Origin of the sequence: Paenibacillus sp. V4I3 (assembly GCF_030817215.1) — a bacterium.
GTDB lineage: Bacteria > Bacillota > Bacilli > Paenibacillales > NBRC-103111 > Paenibacillus_E.
Map to the genome: position 1 here is coordinate 3,695,378 of NZ_JAUSZA010000001.1, position 15,400 is coordinate 3,710,777.

The 15,400-nt window shown below is 41.6% G+C and carries 16 protein-coding genes and 1 riboswitch; of the genes, 13 read left to right on the top strand and 3 right to left on the bottom strand.

The annotated features are described in order from the left end of the window. Window positions 1-82 precede the first annotated feature (82 nt). On the top strand, window positions 83-1,732 hold the full coding sequence (locus QFZ77_RS16940; protein WP_307441222.1) for an alpha-amylase family glycosyl hydrolase: 1,650 nt from the start codon (window positions 83-85) through the stop codon (window positions 1,730-1,732). 60 nt (window positions 1,733-1,792) lie between these two features. Here the strand turns inward: QFZ77_RS16940 and QFZ77_RS16945 are convergent, their stop codons facing one another. Continuing rightward, on the bottom strand, window positions 1,793-2,797 hold the full coding sequence (locus QFZ77_RS16945; RefSeq protein WP_307441223.1) for a DUF3231 family protein: 1,005 nt from the start codon (window positions 2,795-2,797) through the stop codon (window positions 1,793-1,795). A 97-nt stretch (window positions 2,798-2,894) separates the two neighbouring features. After that, window positions 2,895-4,226, bottom strand: coding sequence for an MFS transporter (locus QFZ77_RS16950; protein WP_307441224.1), 1,332 nt, complete (start codon window positions 4,224-4,226; stop codon window positions 2,895-2,897). 195 nt (window positions 4,227-4,421) lie between these two features. On the opposite strand from QFZ77_RS16950, the gene QFZ77_RS16955 reads away from it, so the two are divergent. From QFZ77_RS16955 to QFZ77_RS16970, 4 genes are all read left to right on the top strand, one after another. Further along, window positions 4,422-4,997, top strand: coding sequence for a CBO0543 family protein (locus QFZ77_RS16955; protein ID WP_307441226.1), 576 nt, complete (start codon window positions 4,422-4,424; stop codon window positions 4,995-4,997). A gap of 79 nt (window positions 4,998-5,076) precedes the next feature. Beyond that, window positions 5,077-5,445, top strand: coding sequence for a hypothetical protein (locus QFZ77_RS16960; RefSeq protein WP_307441228.1), 369 nt, complete (start codon window positions 5,077-5,079; stop codon window positions 5,443-5,445). Window positions 5,446-5,634: 189 nt separating this feature from the next. Beyond that, the gene (locus QFZ77_RS16965) at window positions 5,635-6,186 is read left to right on the top strand and encodes a hypothetical protein (RefSeq protein ID WP_307441230.1); all 552 of its coding nucleotides are present in this window, start codon (window positions 5,635-5,637) and stop codon (window positions 6,184-6,186) included. A 117-nt stretch (window positions 6,187-6,303) separates the two neighbouring features. Beyond that, window positions 6,304-6,450: riboswitch (FMN riboswitch) on the top strand. A 197-nt stretch (window positions 6,451-6,647) separates the two neighbouring features. Beyond that, window positions 6,648-7,577, top strand: coding sequence for a DMT family transporter (locus QFZ77_RS16970; protein WP_307449583.1), 930 nt, complete (start codon window positions 6,648-6,650; stop codon window positions 7,575-7,577). 78 nt (window positions 7,578-7,655) lie between these two features. On the opposite strand, the gene QFZ77_RS16975 is transcribed toward QFZ77_RS16970, so the two are convergent. Then, window positions 7,656-8,291: an FMN-dependent NADH-azoreductase gene (locus QFZ77_RS16975; protein ID WP_307441232.1), complete on the bottom strand. Its 636-nt coding sequence runs from the start codon at window positions 8,289-8,291 to the stop codon at window positions 7,656-7,658. A 228-nt stretch (window positions 8,292-8,519) separates the two neighbouring features. Between QFZ77_RS16975 and QFZ77_RS16980 the strand changes: the two genes are divergently transcribed. The 8 genes from QFZ77_RS16980 (at window position 8,520) to QFZ77_RS17015 (ending at window position 15,396) form a co-directional block, all read left to right on the top strand. Next, window positions 8,520-9,182, top strand: a complete 663-nt coding sequence (locus tag QFZ77_RS16980; protein WP_307441233.1) for a DUF4183 domain-containing protein — start codon at window positions 8,520-8,522, stop codon at window positions 9,180-9,182. An 83-nt stretch (window positions 9,183-9,265) separates the two neighbouring features. Further along, a complete protein-coding gene (locus tag QFZ77_RS16985) occupies window positions 9,266-9,550 on the top strand; it encodes a DUF4183 domain-containing protein (protein ID WP_307441235.1) in 285 nt (94 codons plus the stop codon). A gap of 348 nt (window positions 9,551-9,898) precedes the next feature. Continuing rightward, entirely contained in the window at window positions 9,899-10,906 is a 1,008-nt protein-coding gene (locus QFZ77_RS16990) for a LacI family DNA-binding transcriptional regulator (protein WP_307441237.1), read from the top strand. A gap of 29 nt (window positions 10,907-10,935) precedes the next feature. Next, window positions 10,936-11,760, top strand: a complete 825-nt coding sequence (locus tag QFZ77_RS16995; RefSeq protein WP_029199106.1) for an ABC transporter permease — start codon at window positions 10,936-10,938, stop codon at window positions 11,758-11,760. A gap of 97 nt (window positions 11,761-11,857) precedes the next feature. Beyond that, the gene (locus QFZ77_RS17000) at window positions 11,858-12,889 is read left to right on the top strand and encodes an ABC transporter ATP-binding protein (protein WP_307441240.1); all 1,032 of its coding nucleotides are present in this window, start codon (window positions 11,858-11,860) and stop codon (window positions 12,887-12,889) included. 25 nt (window positions 12,890-12,914) lie between these two features. Continuing rightward, entirely contained in the window at window positions 12,915-14,093 is a 1,179-nt protein-coding gene (locus QFZ77_RS17005; RefSeq protein ID WP_307441242.1) for an extracellular solute-binding protein, read from the top strand. Beyond that, a complete protein-coding gene (locus QFZ77_RS17010; protein ID WP_307441243.1) occupies window positions 14,090-14,935 on the top strand; it encodes an ABC transporter permease in 846 nt (281 codons plus the stop codon). The genes QFZ77_RS17005 and QFZ77_RS17010 overlap by 4 nt, the downstream gene beginning before the upstream one ends. Beyond that, a complete protein-coding gene (locus QFZ77_RS17015) occupies window positions 14,932-15,396 on the top strand; it encodes a hypothetical protein (protein ID WP_307441244.1) in 465 nt (154 codons plus the stop codon). The genes QFZ77_RS17010 and QFZ77_RS17015 overlap by 4 nt, the downstream gene beginning before the upstream one ends. Window positions 15,397-15,400: the final 4 nt, after the last annotated feature.

Below are 15,400 nucleotides of genomic sequence, written 5' to 3' on the forward strand. Positions count from 1 at the left end.
TAATTGAGTGGAATCGGATATGGGCAGCCTGTTTCGTTACAGCTACTATAGGAGTAGAGAATAATAGGAAGGAGCTCATACAATGTTACCTGACTTTCCGACAAAAGGATCACATGGCGTACGATTTGTTTATTACACAGATATTGAAGTTGATAGTGTCGCCTTGGCAGGGACCTTTAATAACTGGAACGGCGATAGAAACTACATGAACAAAATGGAGAAAGGTAAAGGTTGGGAGATTGAATTAGCGATACCTAAGGGAAGACATCTTTATAAATATGTAGTGAATGGGGAAGTGTGGATACTAGACCCATTGAATCCGAGTGTGTCGGAAGATGGGCAAAATAACTCGGCTATTACGGTTACTGAGCAAGGAGAAGTATTGATCAGAACCCATGAGATTTCAAAAGAACAACCTGGATATATGCATGAAAATTTTATGGCTATCCAAAGTCCCGAATGGATTAAAAAATCGGTGATTTATGAACTTCATATCAGGGCGTTTACCGAAAATGGTTTTAATGGACTCACAGATAAAATCGACTATTTCAAAAAAATGGGAATAAATACGCTGTGGTTGATGCCATTCAACGAAGTTGGATTTGAAGGAAGATTAGGTAAATATGGCGACCCCTATGCGGTAAAAGATTTTTATTCCATTAATCCCAGCTTCGGAACCAAAGAAGATCTACTCTCATTTATTCGTAAAGCTCATGAGAATGGGATCAAAGTCATTATGGATTGGGTGTTGAACCGCGCAAGTGTGGATCACATTATGACAAGAAGCCATCCGGAATATTTTACACGAAATGAACAAGATGAGATCTATTATGATGTGCCTAATCGGGCGTATTTCGCCGGGCTAGAATTTAGTAACCGTGAGATGAGGAAATATGTCATTGAGGCTATGAAATACTGGATAGTCGAGTTTGATTTTGACGGTATTCGTTTGGACGATTCGGACCTTACTCCCTTTGATTTTCTCTCTGAAATCAAGCATGCGCTGCAAGAAGTAAAAGCGGATCTCATCCTGATCTCACAGTCCTACGATGAGTATCATCATATTGAATCTTGTGACTTGACCTACGACGGCAGTCCCCGCATTCTGATACGTGATATGGTTGATGGGACAATCACACAGAGCGATTTTATAACCATTTACAACTCTTATAAATACAGCTTTCCTAGAAATGCGCTAAGAATGAGTTGGCTGGAGGAAAAAGAAACATCGAGAGCATGTGACTATTTTGGCGAAAAGCTTGCAAAAGCGGCAGCTTCTATCTTGCTGACGCTTGAAGGTGTTCCATTCATTATGATGGGGCAGGAATTTAATGAGAGTACGTTAGAAACGTGGACATCTTTATTTAATGAATACAAGCTAAACTGGGATCAATTTGATAGGGATATGTTCGAGCACTATGAATTTCTGATTCATCTTCGGACGAATAATCCAGCTTTTTGGATGGGAGAATTAATGTTCATTCGCAACTCTGAAGAGCAGGTTTTATCTTACATGAGGCAATACGAGGATAGTGAATATTTGATCATAGTTAACTTGTCAAAGGATGCTTTGTTTGTTCAATTTGATAATGACGCGTTAGCAGGCGATGTTATTAAGGACAGTAAAAATGTGATCTATCGAACCGGAAGAGACGACCGTCGCTCTGGGAAAGATTCATCCAGTCTATGGATCGATAGCTATGAAACAATGATATATATAAAATATAAATAAAAAATAAACACCGTAAAGCCCTCTTGGAACACCAACAAAGAGGGCTTTATTAAGTGGATATTATTGGTCTTTAGCAATTTCTTTTCTGTTTGGTGCAATGGGAGGTTGTTCTAACCATTTATGTTTTATCATGAGATCAAACCAATTTTTTGCTACAGTTAGATCTTTAAGAATGATTCGTTCATAATCAAGAATTAGATCAGACCTCATGGAACCCGCTAGTCCTAATCCGTGATAGGATTGAGAAGTCAGAAACAAAAAACCAGTGTGAAACATGATAAGTTTATCTGAAAACGGTGAATCTGTAGATTCGGTTATTTCAGTTTCCCATGACATCGGAACAGGTAAATTATCATCTTTTAGTTTTTTACTTAGCAATTGAATGTGGTCATTTGACGTTTGAACGGCATCTGTTAGAAATTTCCTTATTTCTTTGGATCCGGCAATTTGACTAAATGCAATTCCAAGTGTTTTTGCCATAATACTTTTCTTTAAGTTAAGGGAAATATTACCTATTTCTATGGCTGAAAGAGGACGTTTATCTCCCCAAAAGCCATCGAGATATTTTTTGCTATCAATAAACTCTGGGTTTGCACGGGGGAAGAAATACGGGTCTCTTTGAAAATGTCCCTTTTCAAGTAATAAATCAACGGTACGTTGGTACATATTTTTTCCATCCGTTAAACAGGAATCAAAAAAATCCCTTAAATCTTTTCTAACTGATGTAGTAAGCGAATATATGTGACCGTTTAAACCATGTATGGTCATGAGATACAAATAATCCAAACAGAAAATATCGGAAAATAACCTTCCAATATTGGGATTGAGATCTGCTTCTGTAAACCCTATGGGTAATGGAAATCCATCATTAAGAATAAAAGTCGAAACCTGCTGCATTTGATTCTCAGATATTTTTATTGCATCGTCAAAAACCTCTCTAATGGACGTATCTTCTATAATTGAAAGCATATATTTATTTACTTGATGTACCATAGATTCATTTACATATTGCCCCCACAAAGCTCCGATTTCCGTTGAAGTTAGTTTTAATTGAGTTATGTTCATATCTCTATCACCTCTAAAAATTAGATTGTCCAATTAGAAAAGGATTTATCAAGTCTGATTTTCTTATGGTATAGGTAGATTATGGAATTATAAACTATCATTTATCTCCGTTTGAAACTACAACAGGTGCAGTAAGCTTGTACCACAGCAACATGCCCAGTGAACTCAGACCTACCAAAAATAAAAGGCCATAAACGTGTTTGAAGGAATAAGGAAGTGGCGTATTCTTTTGAATTTCGAGTAATATTCCACAAACCGCTACCGAAATTGAACCGCCAAAAAATTGGATAAGCTGCATAAGTCCCATACCAGAGCCTATTAATGATTTTGGAAGAATACGTGAGGTCTCGTTGTTCAAAGATGCAATCGTTGCTGAAAAAGCAGGCGAAAAACAAAGATATCCCAAAAGTATAACAAGTGGCGAAGCGCCAAGAGTGGCATAAAAGGCAATCATCACTAAAGCTAAAATACAATGCCCTATAAACATAAAGCGTAGATTGCCGTATCGATCTATCCATCTACCGACGAATCGTGTCAAGAAGGCCGACAGAATGGCCCCTGGCGCAATGGTTAAGCCAATCATCATAGCCGATTGATCGAACACCTTGGCTAACACCAACGGCATTAGAAATAAATTACCAAGGTTCAACACTAAGATGCAAAACCCGATCGTAACCAATTTACGATAAGTTGGATTTCTCAATAGTTCAGGGTTAATGAACGTATTGTTCATTCGTTTCAAGTGCCAAGCATGTACAAGCAACGAAAGACAACTGGCGACAAGCCAGGCGGCTGAAACTTGCGTCACAGCTAACAGCAGCGTAGTTGCATTCACGATGGTTAAGAGAGCACCCAATATGTCGAATCGAAAGGATGTCGCATTTTCTTTGGGAAGTAAACGTACAAGTATCGGAAGAATGACCAAAACCAGACAAGTGATTGCGAACAACCCGTTCCAACCAAAGTATTCGCTAATCAAACCGCCAACGATCGGACCGAGCCCGAAAGCCATAGCACTCCCCGCGGAAATCATGGCGATAGCTGACCCGCGTCTTTCAATTGGAATATATCGACTTGCCAGAACCAAACCAAGGCCAGCCATCACCCCTGCACCTGCAGACTGAAGTATACGAGCCATGAGTAAAGCATGAAATTCCCTGGCAAATAATCCGAAAATCGATGAAAGTCCTAACACCAATAGCCCCACGATCAGCAGTTTACGAATCGGTAAGACATCTGAGAGCCTACTGTAAATAACGGTCGATAAGGCATATCCGATGGAGTAACTTGAAATCACCCATGATCCGAGATCTGCCGTGATGCCAAGATCTTGAATAATACTAGGGATTGAAACATTGAACATCGTCGTATTCATAACAACGATGAACAAGCCAATCGTCCATACCGGCATTACAATTTTATCGTTCATCCATTACCATCCTGTCTAACTAGAGGTGTATTTTATCTATCCCCTATTATACAAATGTCACTCAAACATAAAAAGAGCTGCCCGCGGCAGCTCTTTATTTTCTTTGGTTCGCTGACTATTCCTTTCATGAATAATAGGCTGTTATTTTATCCACACTACAGGTAAAGGAAGAAGCAATTAAAGGGGGGAAATTGTATGGAAAAGATATTATTGCGGATTTTATTTGCCTCATCATTAGCAGCAGCCCCATTCGTTTTGAAACGTAATAACCTGCTCATGTATCTGACTGTATTCTTCACGAAGTGCGTTTTATCAAGTTCGATAGATTCTTTCTTTATTAAAAAAGGAAAGATATCGTACCCCGTTCGTCCTTTCGCCAAAGTATTTGATACCAATATTTTGTACGATCTGTTATTTTATCCGCTTTTAACTGTAGTTTGGGTAAGATCGTCTTATCAAAGCAAACCGCTTGAACTCATCACGAGAAGTCTATTTTTTAGTGTACCAATGACTTTGCTTCAATGGTTTTTAGAGAGGAAAACCGATTTGTTTAGATGGAAATCTTGGTCTGTTTTTCATACATTTGCATCAATTAACTTTACTTTGTTTACGATCAGAGGGTTTGTAGGTTTATTAAAAAGGATTACGCCTGAAGTAAGAGGAGGAAATTTTGTAGAGGAACGATCCCATAGCAAGGTGCCTTCACCTGAGTTCATTGCAAGTACGGCAAATCACCGACTGCTAAATAACAACTATGCACAAATCCACTAAAATTGAGAAATTATTATGGAGCATCGCACTCCCTGGGTTTGGTCAGTTTTTAAACGGGAAATATATAAAAGGAATTACGTTGATTATATTGGAATTTATCGTGAATTATATGTCAGATCTCAATCAAATTATTATCGACAGTTTCAAAGGAAACATTCAAGAGGCCATCCAGCAAGCCGATTATCATTGGCTAATGTTTTACCCTTGTCTCTACATGTTTGGTATTTGGGATGCTTATAAAGACGCAGGAGATACTGCAGAGTATGCGTATATTCCTTTTGTATTAGGGGCTTTTCTGGGGACGGTAGGTATCATTTACTCGGATGTCTTTCAACCTTTCGGTATCTTATGGGGTCCAGTTTGGCTGCCTATGCTGTTTTCGTTCGTTGGAATTGTAATAGGCGTTGTTATATTTCTTTTTTTAAAACGACGTCATTCGACACTTTAAAGGGTATCCCTGTCAGATATATAAGACAGCTGGAGACCCTTTTTCTTTTTGTATCTACTACTTGTGTGTTTGTATATATGGTTTGTTTGACTATTAGGTTTATATATCATGCGTGTCGGTATATACCCAATCGTCATTTCTCTCATAAGCATAAGATATAGTATGGGGGAAATGGGGGGGGGGAAAGTAATGCCGAAAAAAGTAGCAGTGAACAAAGAGCCAGTGAAGAAAGAAGTAGTGAAGAAAGAAGTAGTGAAGAAAGAAGCAGTGAAGAAAGAAGCAGTGAAGAAAGCACCAGTGAAGAAAGAACCAACTAAGAAAGAACAAGTGAAGAAAGAAACAGCGAAGAAAGAGCCAGTGAAGAAAGAAATAGTGAAGAAAGAAGCAGTGAAAAAAGAAATAGCAAAGAAAGAAAAAGCGAGTAAAGATACAATGGAAAAAGAAATAGTGAGGAAAGAAGATCCTAGGAATTTATTTGAAATTCAGGAAACAGAAGTAGTGAATAATAGATATATGAGAAGCCCGAGCGCAAGGGAGGGAAGAAATGGTATGACGAGAGTCTCAAGAGAAGAAATTAGTGACAAAATTAACGAAGCGATAGATGTACTGGGAGCCTCTAAGCGTAGTGTCTCGGTAGACAAACTGAGACGAGCAGAGGATGAAATTGATAAGGCCTTACGTATTCTTTTAAGAGCGCAGCGTGAAATAAATTCGAGAAGAACTTGGTATATATCTGAGTGAAAAATATATGATTGGAGCGAAGCAGAGATGAAAATCCTTGCTTTTTTTATTTTTCGGTGTTAACATCACTTTCAACGTTAAGCGTTATTTGGACCAAATAAACAAACAAAATAAGATTTGAACCTTCGGGGCAGGGTGAAATTCCCTACCGGCGGTGAGGATATGTACGTGTATCTAAGCCCGCGACTCCCAGTCTGTATAGACGGGGACTGACTTGGTGAAATTCCAAGGCCGACGGTATAGTCCGGATGAGAGAAGGTGAAGGACAACTTGTTAAAAATTCATTTTTTAATAGGTCTGTTTGTCAATGCCCCTGTTGCTTGTAAACAGGGGCATTGTCTCTTTCAGAAGGTTCAATTCAAAACATCATCTAGGGATCTTTGAGCTAATCTCAAAGTCTCTCCTACTGGGAGGTTTTTGAATTGGAGAATGTATTCAAGCTAGGAAGTAAGCGCGCAAGTTTGTATTCATCAAGTACCAGAGAAATTAATGGGATCTGGTACGTGGCACTCGGAGCTACACTTTGGGGGTTAGACCCTCTCTTTCGAATCTTATTGTTGAAGAGTTTTACCTCTGCACAAATTGTGTTCATTGAGCATCTGCTGCTGGCCTGCTATGCGCTTCCGGTGCTGATAAAGTACCGCAAGTCCTTAGCCGGCAAACTAACACTATCCGTTATTGGCGCACTGCTATTTATTTCTTGGGGTGGATCGGCCATAGCCACCATACTCTTCACCTCAGCCTTCGCTCATGGCAGTGCAAACTCCGTCCTGCTTTTGCAAAAGTTGCAGCCCTTGTTCGCCATCGTATTGGCTCGTTTACTGCTTAAAGAGACACTGCCTTCGAAATTTTCTGCCTATATCGTAATGGCGCTGCTAGGCACGTACTTGCTGACGTTTGGTTTTGATTCCCCGAAGATGGGCTTGAAGGATTTAGGTACGTTAAGCTGTTTATTTTCAATTCTGGCGGCTGTCTTATGGGGTGGATCAACCGTCATGGGTAAGTTCCTGCTTCAAAAAAACTTGGATTTCCCTGTTGTCACATCACTGCGCTTCCTAATGGCGATTCCGCTGCTAACGGTAGTTCTTTTGGTAAGTGGCGATGCTTGGCATGTAGGCGGTTCTAGTGGTGATCTAACACTTATCGCAGTCAACCTGTTGTTCCAGGCCTTTTTCCCAGGGTTGATCAGCATGCTCCTCTATTATAAGGGGCTGTCATCGACAAAGGCATTCTTTGCAACGCTTGCCGAGCTAGCTTTCCCAGCTGTAGGTGTATGCATAAACTGGGTTGTATTTGGACAAAAGCTGACCGTAGGACAACTAGTAGGCTTTGTATTTATTTGGTTAACCCTATGGTTAATGAGCCGCAGTAAAGGGAATGTTTCTATTTGAAAAATGGACTGATTACATCAATTTCAATCATTGAATGCAAAAAGAACCCGCTAGATTTAGCGGGTTCTTACTATTTTCTTAGAAACTAGCTGCAACTTCTTTTGCTTGAGCAATAGCTTTTTCTTTAATGGATTGAGCTTTATCCGGCGTTACAGCCATGCCTTCAACAAAAATGCCTTCGAAGGACGGGATACCGTAGAATTGTGCAATTTTTTTCAGGTAGCTGAAGCCACTTTCAAATGCTGCAGCAGGGCCTTCGGAATAAATGCCGCCACTCGCTTGAATATGCAGGCCTTTTTTGTTTGTTAACAAACCAACTGGACCACTTTCCGTATATTTGAAAGTTTTACCTGCAACGGAAATTGCATCAATGTAAGCTTTCAATACTGGAGGGAATGAGAAGTTCCACATTGGAGAAACAAAAACATACTTGTCTGCAGCCACGAATTGGTCAACGATTGCGCCTAAACGTGCTACTTTTGCTTTTTCTGCATCAGACAGCTGGTCAAAAGCTGTTCCTGATTGAAGTTTTCCCCAACCGCTGAATACATCAGCATCAATTTGAGGAATATCTTGTTTGAACAGATCCACAGAAATAACCTCATCTGATGGATTCGCTTCACGGTAAGCCTCGATGAATTCTTTACCTACCGCTAGGCTGAATGATGTTTGGTGGTCATGCGGGTGTGCAGTGATATAAAGTACTGTTGCCATAATTAAAACTTCCCTTCTATACTTAAAATAATTACAGTTGTATTATAACTTATTTTCAGTAAATATCAAACAATAAATTAGTTACTTATAATAAGAGCTGAAAAGCGAGAAGTCCAACACCTTTTTTATAGAAATAGATTATTGTCTATTCGTTATTAGTTCAATGTCCATACCTCCAATAGAGCAATATCATAATATATACAATTGGTTTAAATGGAGGTGTCTAGTTTGTGGTGTAACAATACCCATAAAAAAAATCGAATGACTCCTGCTACAAGAAAACATATACGTAAAAAGAAATGTATCATCAAAAAAAAGAACATATGTGTAACATCTGAAAAAAAAATGAGGGAATCTAATACCGGTCGAAAAAAAGACTGTAAAAAGAAAAAAATGATAGTTAGCCCTCTTAGAAGGAAAAAACGGAAACGTGCAGCTTGTCCAAAACCAGAAATTAATATAACTGTTCCGCAAGGACCACAAGGCACACAAGGCACACAAGGCATACAAGGACCACAAGGGCCACAAGGGCCACAAGGGCCTAGAGGCATACAGGGAGCTCCAGGTCCCACGGGACCAATCATTATCCCTAATTTCAGCACTTTGCTAACTGCTAACAGATATTTATTTATTGCGAACACAGATGTTACTCTGCCAGCAGTTATTCCTGCAAATCAATTCACAAACGATGACTTTGAATCAATAGCCGAATTTTCAAATCTCGATCAAAATAGTTATGCTAATCTCTACATTAACGGAATCATGCAAGTTGGTGCCTCTTATAGTGTGAGTATAAATGCCTTGGCCATTATAAATGGCAATGACACCATTTTTGCAGGGACCCCAATCATACTTGAGATCGTTCGATTATCGATTCAAATCATTTCTTGAAATGTTCCCTTGTACGCATTTGATCAGCCCTTCCCTTTTACTATCACTAGCATAATCTAGTTGAGAGAAGTGAGGTGATATAAATGCCAATTACAAAACCCTTTATGGCTTCCCGAAGATTTAGTGCTACAATTGCGGACGGAACAGGTGTAGGCGCTGCATATAATATTCTTGCTACAGCTACCACCAATGACGCCGGAGCTGCTGCTACAGCTTTTCCAACCGCACCTGCGTATTATAATCTTTATATTAATGCTCAGATTCAAACAGCTGACACTTCAACAGCTACCACTACGGCGATTACCATTCCAGGCGGAGATGTACTCGATCCTGCGACTCCAATTGTGATCGAATTTATTGTAAACTAATTTTCTTTATTGACGATATGCCGACAATTCTTATTGTTTTTAAGATTGCCGGCATTTTCCAAATACACGTCAATTGGGATATATTGTTTTCGTACATATCTACTAAATATAAATGCATCGGTAATTATCAAAAAAACAAGTTAGTTTCAAATGAGGATCGCCCAGGGAGCATGTTTAGCTCGCTTATGGGCGGTCTTTTTTTATGAAAAGAAGCATAAGAAAGTAATCAAGGTATTTGATTGGTTTGAAGATTTACAATTTATTATCTTGTGGTTGACACAGGAAAAACAAAAATACGTTATTTTTGATATGTGGGAACGGTCTCACACGAAGAAATGGGGTTGCAGGATGGAGCTTACGATTAAGGAAATTGCCCTGCGTGCCGGTGTATCCAAATCTACTGTGTCGCGGGTGATTTCTGGCAAGGGCTATACCAGCTTGGAGGTGCGCGATAAGGTGCTCCAGCTGATTGAAGAATTACAATACAAGCCCAATGCAGTGGCAAGGGCTATGGTTTCACAGAGAACGCACAACATTGGCGTACTCATTTATCGCCAGCATCATCCCATTGCGTCTCATCCTTTTTACGGCAAAATTCTTGATGCTATTTTGATGACAGCCGCAAGCTTGAATTATTCCGTTTTCGTTACGACAGATCATGATATGTCGCTGCGTTCTGCTGATTTTATGATGGAGAAAAGGGTGGACGGATTGATCCTGATCAGCCGTTTGCAACAAAACGTCATTGATTACATCGCTAACTTCGGAGTTCCGTACGTGATGGTCAATGGCTCCACGGATGTCGACGGGGTCATGCATATTGTCAATCAAGACGAGGAAGGCGGACGGAAGGTCGCTGAGTATCTAACGGATTTAGGGCATCGTCAGATTTTCGTGATTGCTGGACCGCAGACGCATCGCAGCCATAATTTGAGGCTGACAGGTTTTAAGAAGTACATGGCAGGAATTGGTGTTCCGATCCCAGCATCATCGATCTTACAGGCATCGACCTCCACCTTCGGGGAAGGGTATGAGTTAATGCGCAGCCATTGGGAGCAGTTTCGTGCAGGCGGGTTTACTTCGCTTTTTGCCACCAACGATATGATAGCGCTGGGTGCCATGAAGTTTATGTTGGAGCAATCGATACGCATTCCTGAACAGGTAGCGGTTGTAGGCTTTGATGATATCGATTTTGCCGCAATGTTCTCACCCTCTTTAACAACCGTCAGGGTCAATACAGAGGAGATGGGGATTCAGGCATTTAGCTTGTTAGACAAGCTCATCCGTCAGGAAGTGAACATTGAGAATCCCAAGCAGCTTGTACCCAAATTAATTGTCCGGCAATCGACCAAATAGTTTTCATAGGAGAGGAGTGGTTAGTCCGCATGCGCTGGTATCTAAAAGCGATAGGTCCACGTAAAATCGTGGAATTTATCATACTTGTTGTGTTCGTCATCTTTTTCTTGGGCCCGCTGCTCAACCTAGCCATACTTGCTTTTACTGGCAAATGGACCTACCCAGATATCTTGCCGCATGAGTGGTCACTGAAATGGTGGACATTTGTGTTACAGCAGGAGGATATCGCGAAGTCGATCGGTTTGTCGTTTATGATCGCATCCATCGTGACCGCTCTATCCATTGTGCTTTGTATCCCGGCAGCCTATGCGTTTGCTCGCATACGTTTTCCGCTTAGCCGATTTTTCTTGTTCTCGTTTCTGCTGACACATGCTTTTCCGAAAATGGGACTTTATGTTTCGATCGCTGTGCTCTTTTACAAACTAGGACTGATGAACACTTTAATAGGCGTTGTCTTGATCCATATGATCAATGTACTCATGTTCATGACTTGGATTCCCACGGCTGCTTTCCGCAATGTGCATACAGCTCAGGAGGAGTCAGCCAGGGATGTGGGGGCGAGCCCGTTCCGCGTATTCCGCAGTATTACGCTGCCGATGGCGATGCCGGGTATTATCGTGGCTTCGATCTTTACGTTCCTTAACTCGCTTGATGAGGCTCAGGGCACTTTCCTGGTGGGCATCCCCAATTATAAAACGATGCCGATCGTCATGTACTCTATCATCAGTGATTATCCTGCTTACGCTGGCGCTGTGTTTTCTATAATTCTGACAGCGCCGACGATCATCCTACTGCTGGCAGCACAGCGCTTTGTGAGTGCAGATATTATGTCCAGCGGTTTTCAACTCAAATGACGATAGACCAATTTGCAAAGCGTATGCTTCCGATGCGAGTTTTGTTTCGAAGTAATCGCTTAGAAGCAATGCTCAACAAAACTTTTAGGGGGCACATATGGACATTCAGCTTTCCGTACAACAATTGACGAAACGCTATAAAACAGGAGAAGGCGTAACAGGAATCTCCCTCGATGTTCGCAAAGGCGAGTTAATCACACTGCTGGGCCCTTCAGGCTGCGGTAAAACAACAGTGCTTCGCAGCATCGGCGGGTTTCTCGACCCAGATTCAGGCGACATTCTCATTGAGGGTAAAAGCGTGCTAAAAGCACCTCCGGAAAAACGTCCGACTTCCATGGTGTTTCAAGGTTATAATCTATGGCCGCATATGACGGTGTTTGACAATCTGGCATTCGGTCTCAAAATACGCAAGATGAAAAAGGCAGACATCGATAAGGCTGTGAACGAAGTGCTTCAGCTGGTCCGCTTACCTGGAGCAGAGCTCAAATATCCGGGTGAACTCTCCGGCGGTCAGCAGCAGCGCATAGCAGTTGCGAGATCCTTGCTCCTTAAGCCTGCTGTTCTTTTGCTGGATGAACCCTTTTCCGCACTTGATGCGAAGCTTCGGCACGAGATGAGAGAAGAGCTGCGAGAAATTCAATCCAAGACAGGCCTAACGATGGTATTTGTCACTCATGATCAAGAAGAAGCGTTATCGATTTCAGATCGCATTGTCGTTATGAACCAAGGCAATATTGAGCAAATCGCTACTCCGCAAGAAATTTACGATGAACCGAATACGCTGTTTGTTTCCCAATTTATCGGCAAAATGAACTTTTTGAAAGGGGTGATCACAGCCAGCGGTTTGGCCGTAGGGCATCTAAGTTTTCCAAACACAAAAAATCTGTCTGGGCAAGTAAATCTGGCCGTTCGACCTGAAGACGTGATGATAGAAGGTGAAGAGGGGCAAGGCCTTCCCGGCGTGATCAAACAGGTTATGGTACTTGGGCATTATGCCGAAGTGTCCATCGATTTGCCAGAGTATGGCACTATCCGGGCGTTTCAACCACGGGATTTCGTCAAGGATCTTCATACAGGGCAACAAGTGAAAGCAAGCTTTGCTAAAGTTTTAGCCTATCCGGAAAATTAGACCCATACCCAAGGAGGAATTATCTATGTTTCGCAAGAAATCCGCTGTTATGTTAGTGACGTTAATGACGGCTACCGCCGCTTTTGTATCCGGGTGCGGCAGCTCTGCAACAAATGCAGGTTCCGCAACTCAAAGCAACAGTCCGGCCAAAGAAACAGCTAGCAGTAAACAGCCTGTCGAGTTTAACTTCTATTTTACCGGTTCACAAAATGTTAAGGAGCTGTGGGATACGCTGATTCCTATGTTCGAGAAACAAAATACGGATGTTAAAGTGAAACCGGTCTACATTCCATCGGGAACAGGTGCACAACCAACCTATGACCGCATTACGGCTGCAAAGCAAGCTAACAAAGGCTCAGGCGATATCGATTTATATGAGGATGGCTTGTCTTACGTAACTCGGGGGCAAAAAGATGGCCTGTGGGACACTCTACCAGGTGACAAAATTAAAAACTTGGCAAATGTCGATGAGAAAACGTTAAAAGATATCTCCAATCTCGCTATTCCTTATCGTTCATCTGCGGTCGTATTGGCATATAACAGTGATAAAGTAAAGACGCCTCCAACTAATTTGGATGAGCTGTATGATTGGATCAAGAAAAATCCAGCCAAATTTGCTTACAATGATCCATCTACAGGGGGTTCCGGTAATTCTTTTGTAGCGACAACTCTGTATAAATTCCTGCCAGAAGAAGCCATCCATAATTCCGATCCAAGTGTTGAAAAAGGGTGGGATCAAGGCTTTGCGCTGCTTAAGGAACTAGGCAAATCCGTTTACGGCAAAGGTATTTATCCAAAGAAAAACCAAGGGACTTTAGATTTACTGACGAGCGGTGAAGTTGATATGATACCTGCATGGTCAGATATGGTTCTTGAGCAATTGGCAAAAGGACAGCTTCCAAAAACAACGAAAATGGCGCAAATCAAGCCAGGATTTAACGGCGGACCAACCTACTTAATGGTACCTAAGCTATCGGAAAAGAAGGATGCGGTCTACAAATTCCTGAACTTCGTTCTTTCTTCTGAGGCACAAGCCGTGGTTGTAGACAAAATGCATGGTTTCCCAGGGATCAAGCTTTCAAATATGTCCAAAGAAATTCAAGACTCATTCAAAGGTGCATCCGAAGGATTCCGCTCCTTCAATATCGGCGAACTGGACAAAGATATGACCAAACGCTGGCAAAGTGAAGTTGCTGCACAATGAGTAAACAAATGAAAATGGGGATACTAGGATTGCTTCTGGTCATCCCCTCTTTTTTATTGCTCTTTGTCACTGTCGTCATTCCGATCATCATTTCCTTTAAAGAAAGCTTGACCAATAAATCTGGCGGTTATGATCTGTCCAATTATACGTATTTATTTACCGATAAGTTGATGCGCTCCAACATCATTTTTACACTGGAAGTGACGATTATTTCGGTCATTCTTGTGCTAATTATCAGCTACGCCCTGGCCGCTTATATGAGGTTCAATAACGGGACGATGGTGAAATGGATTCGCAACATGTACATGATTCCAATCTTCATTCCATCTGTCATCGCTACGTACGGTTTAATTCAATTGCTTGGCAACCACGGATGGGTCTCCCGCATGTTACTTCTGGTCAACGGAGGGGAAATGCCGCGTATTATTTTCGACATGAAGGGGATTATTATCGCTAATTTGTGGTTTAACATTCCGTTCACGACGATGCTGCTTGGGTCAGCCTTATCCGCAGTCCCCAATTCAGTCATTGAAAGCGCGAAGGATGTAGGGGCACGCAGATTGCAAATCTTCGTCCGTTTCATTTTGCCGCTTACCTATAAGACTTTGCTCGTTGCTGTTACTTTTGTATTCATGGGCGTGATCGGTTCGTTTACGGCTCCATTTCTGATTGGACCCAACGCTCCACAAATGCTAGGGGTATCCATGGAACAAGTTTTCGGCGTTTTCCAAGAAAAACAACTAGCTGCGGCTATCGCTTTCTTTACGTTCCTGCTATGTTCAGTAATGGGATACTTTTATATCCGCAGTATGATCACAGAAGAGAGCGCGAGGTCACGATGAATCAACTTATTCTGGATGTACAAGGAATTGTACATCCCAATTCCTCCAAAACGCATATTTCGTATCGGTTTCACTTAGGAAAGCAGGGTGGCAAGTTAAAGATCCATTTTGCTTATGAACCCAAAAATCTAGAAGATCAGGAACAATCGAAAACGATGATTTTCGAGAGTATAAACAAGTACACGGAACCTAATCAGCGTACGCGGATTCAAACGAAATGGGAATCCTTCTTGCCGCTGAAAAACTTGATAACCGTGTCCGTTGACGACCCTGAACGGCACCGCGGTGCGGGGCATCGGCATGATCCTGAGCAGCTGTTAGTTATCAGTGAGCTGGAAGCCTCCCCAGGCTTTGTCAGTGGTAAAATGCTAGAAGGCATGTGGCACGTTACGTTAAGTTTGCATGCGATTGTTACAGAAAGCTGCCGTTACACATTGCAAATTCATCAAGAGGAGGAATAGCGGC

Coding starts and splice junctions, on each gene's coding strand:
- QFZ77_RS17000 (WP_307441240.1), top strand. CDS start 11,858: ATGGACATTCAGCTTTCCGTACAACAATTGACGAAACGCTATAAAACA.
- QFZ77_RS16950 (WP_307441224.1), bottom strand. CDS start 4,226: ATGAACGATAAAATTGTAATGCCGGTATGGACGATTGGCTTGTTCATC.
- QFZ77_RS17015 (WP_307441244.1), top strand. CDS start 14,932: ATGAATCAACTTATTCTGGATGTACAAGGAATTGTACATCCCAATTCC.
- QFZ77_RS16975 (WP_307441232.1), bottom strand. CDS start 8,291: ATGGCAACAGTACTTTATATCACTGCACACCCGCATGACCACCAAACA.
- QFZ77_RS16940 (WP_307441222.1), top strand. CDS start 83: ATGTTACCTGACTTTCCGACAAAAGGATCACATGGCGTACGATTTGTT.
- QFZ77_RS17005 (WP_307441242.1), top strand. CDS start 12,915: ATGTTTCGCAAGAAATCCGCTGTTATGTTAGTGACGTTAATGACGGCT.
- QFZ77_RS16995 (WP_029199106.1), top strand. CDS start 10,936: ATGCGCTGGTATCTAAAAGCGATAGGTCCACGTAAAATCGTGGAATTT.
- QFZ77_RS16985 (WP_307441235.1), top strand. CDS start 9,266: ATGCCAATTACAAAACCCTTTATGGCTTCCCGAAGATTTAGTGCTACA.
- QFZ77_RS16955 (WP_307441226.1), top strand. CDS start 4,422: ATGGAAAAGATATTATTGCGGATTTTATTTGCCTCATCATTAGCAGCA.
- QFZ77_RS16990 (WP_307441237.1), top strand. CDS start 9,899: ATGGAGCTTACGATTAAGGAAATTGCCCTGCGTGCCGGTGTATCCAAA.
- QFZ77_RS17010 (WP_307441243.1), top strand. CDS start 14,090: ATGAGTAAACAAATGAAAATGGGGATACTAGGATTGCTTCTGGTCATC.
- QFZ77_RS16965 (WP_307441230.1), top strand. CDS start 5,635: ATGCCGAAAAAAGTAGCAGTGAACAAAGAGCCAGTGAAGAAAGAAGTA.
- QFZ77_RS16945 (WP_307441223.1), bottom strand. CDS start 2,797: ATGAACATAACTCAATTAAAACTAACTTCAACGGAAATCGGAGCTTTG.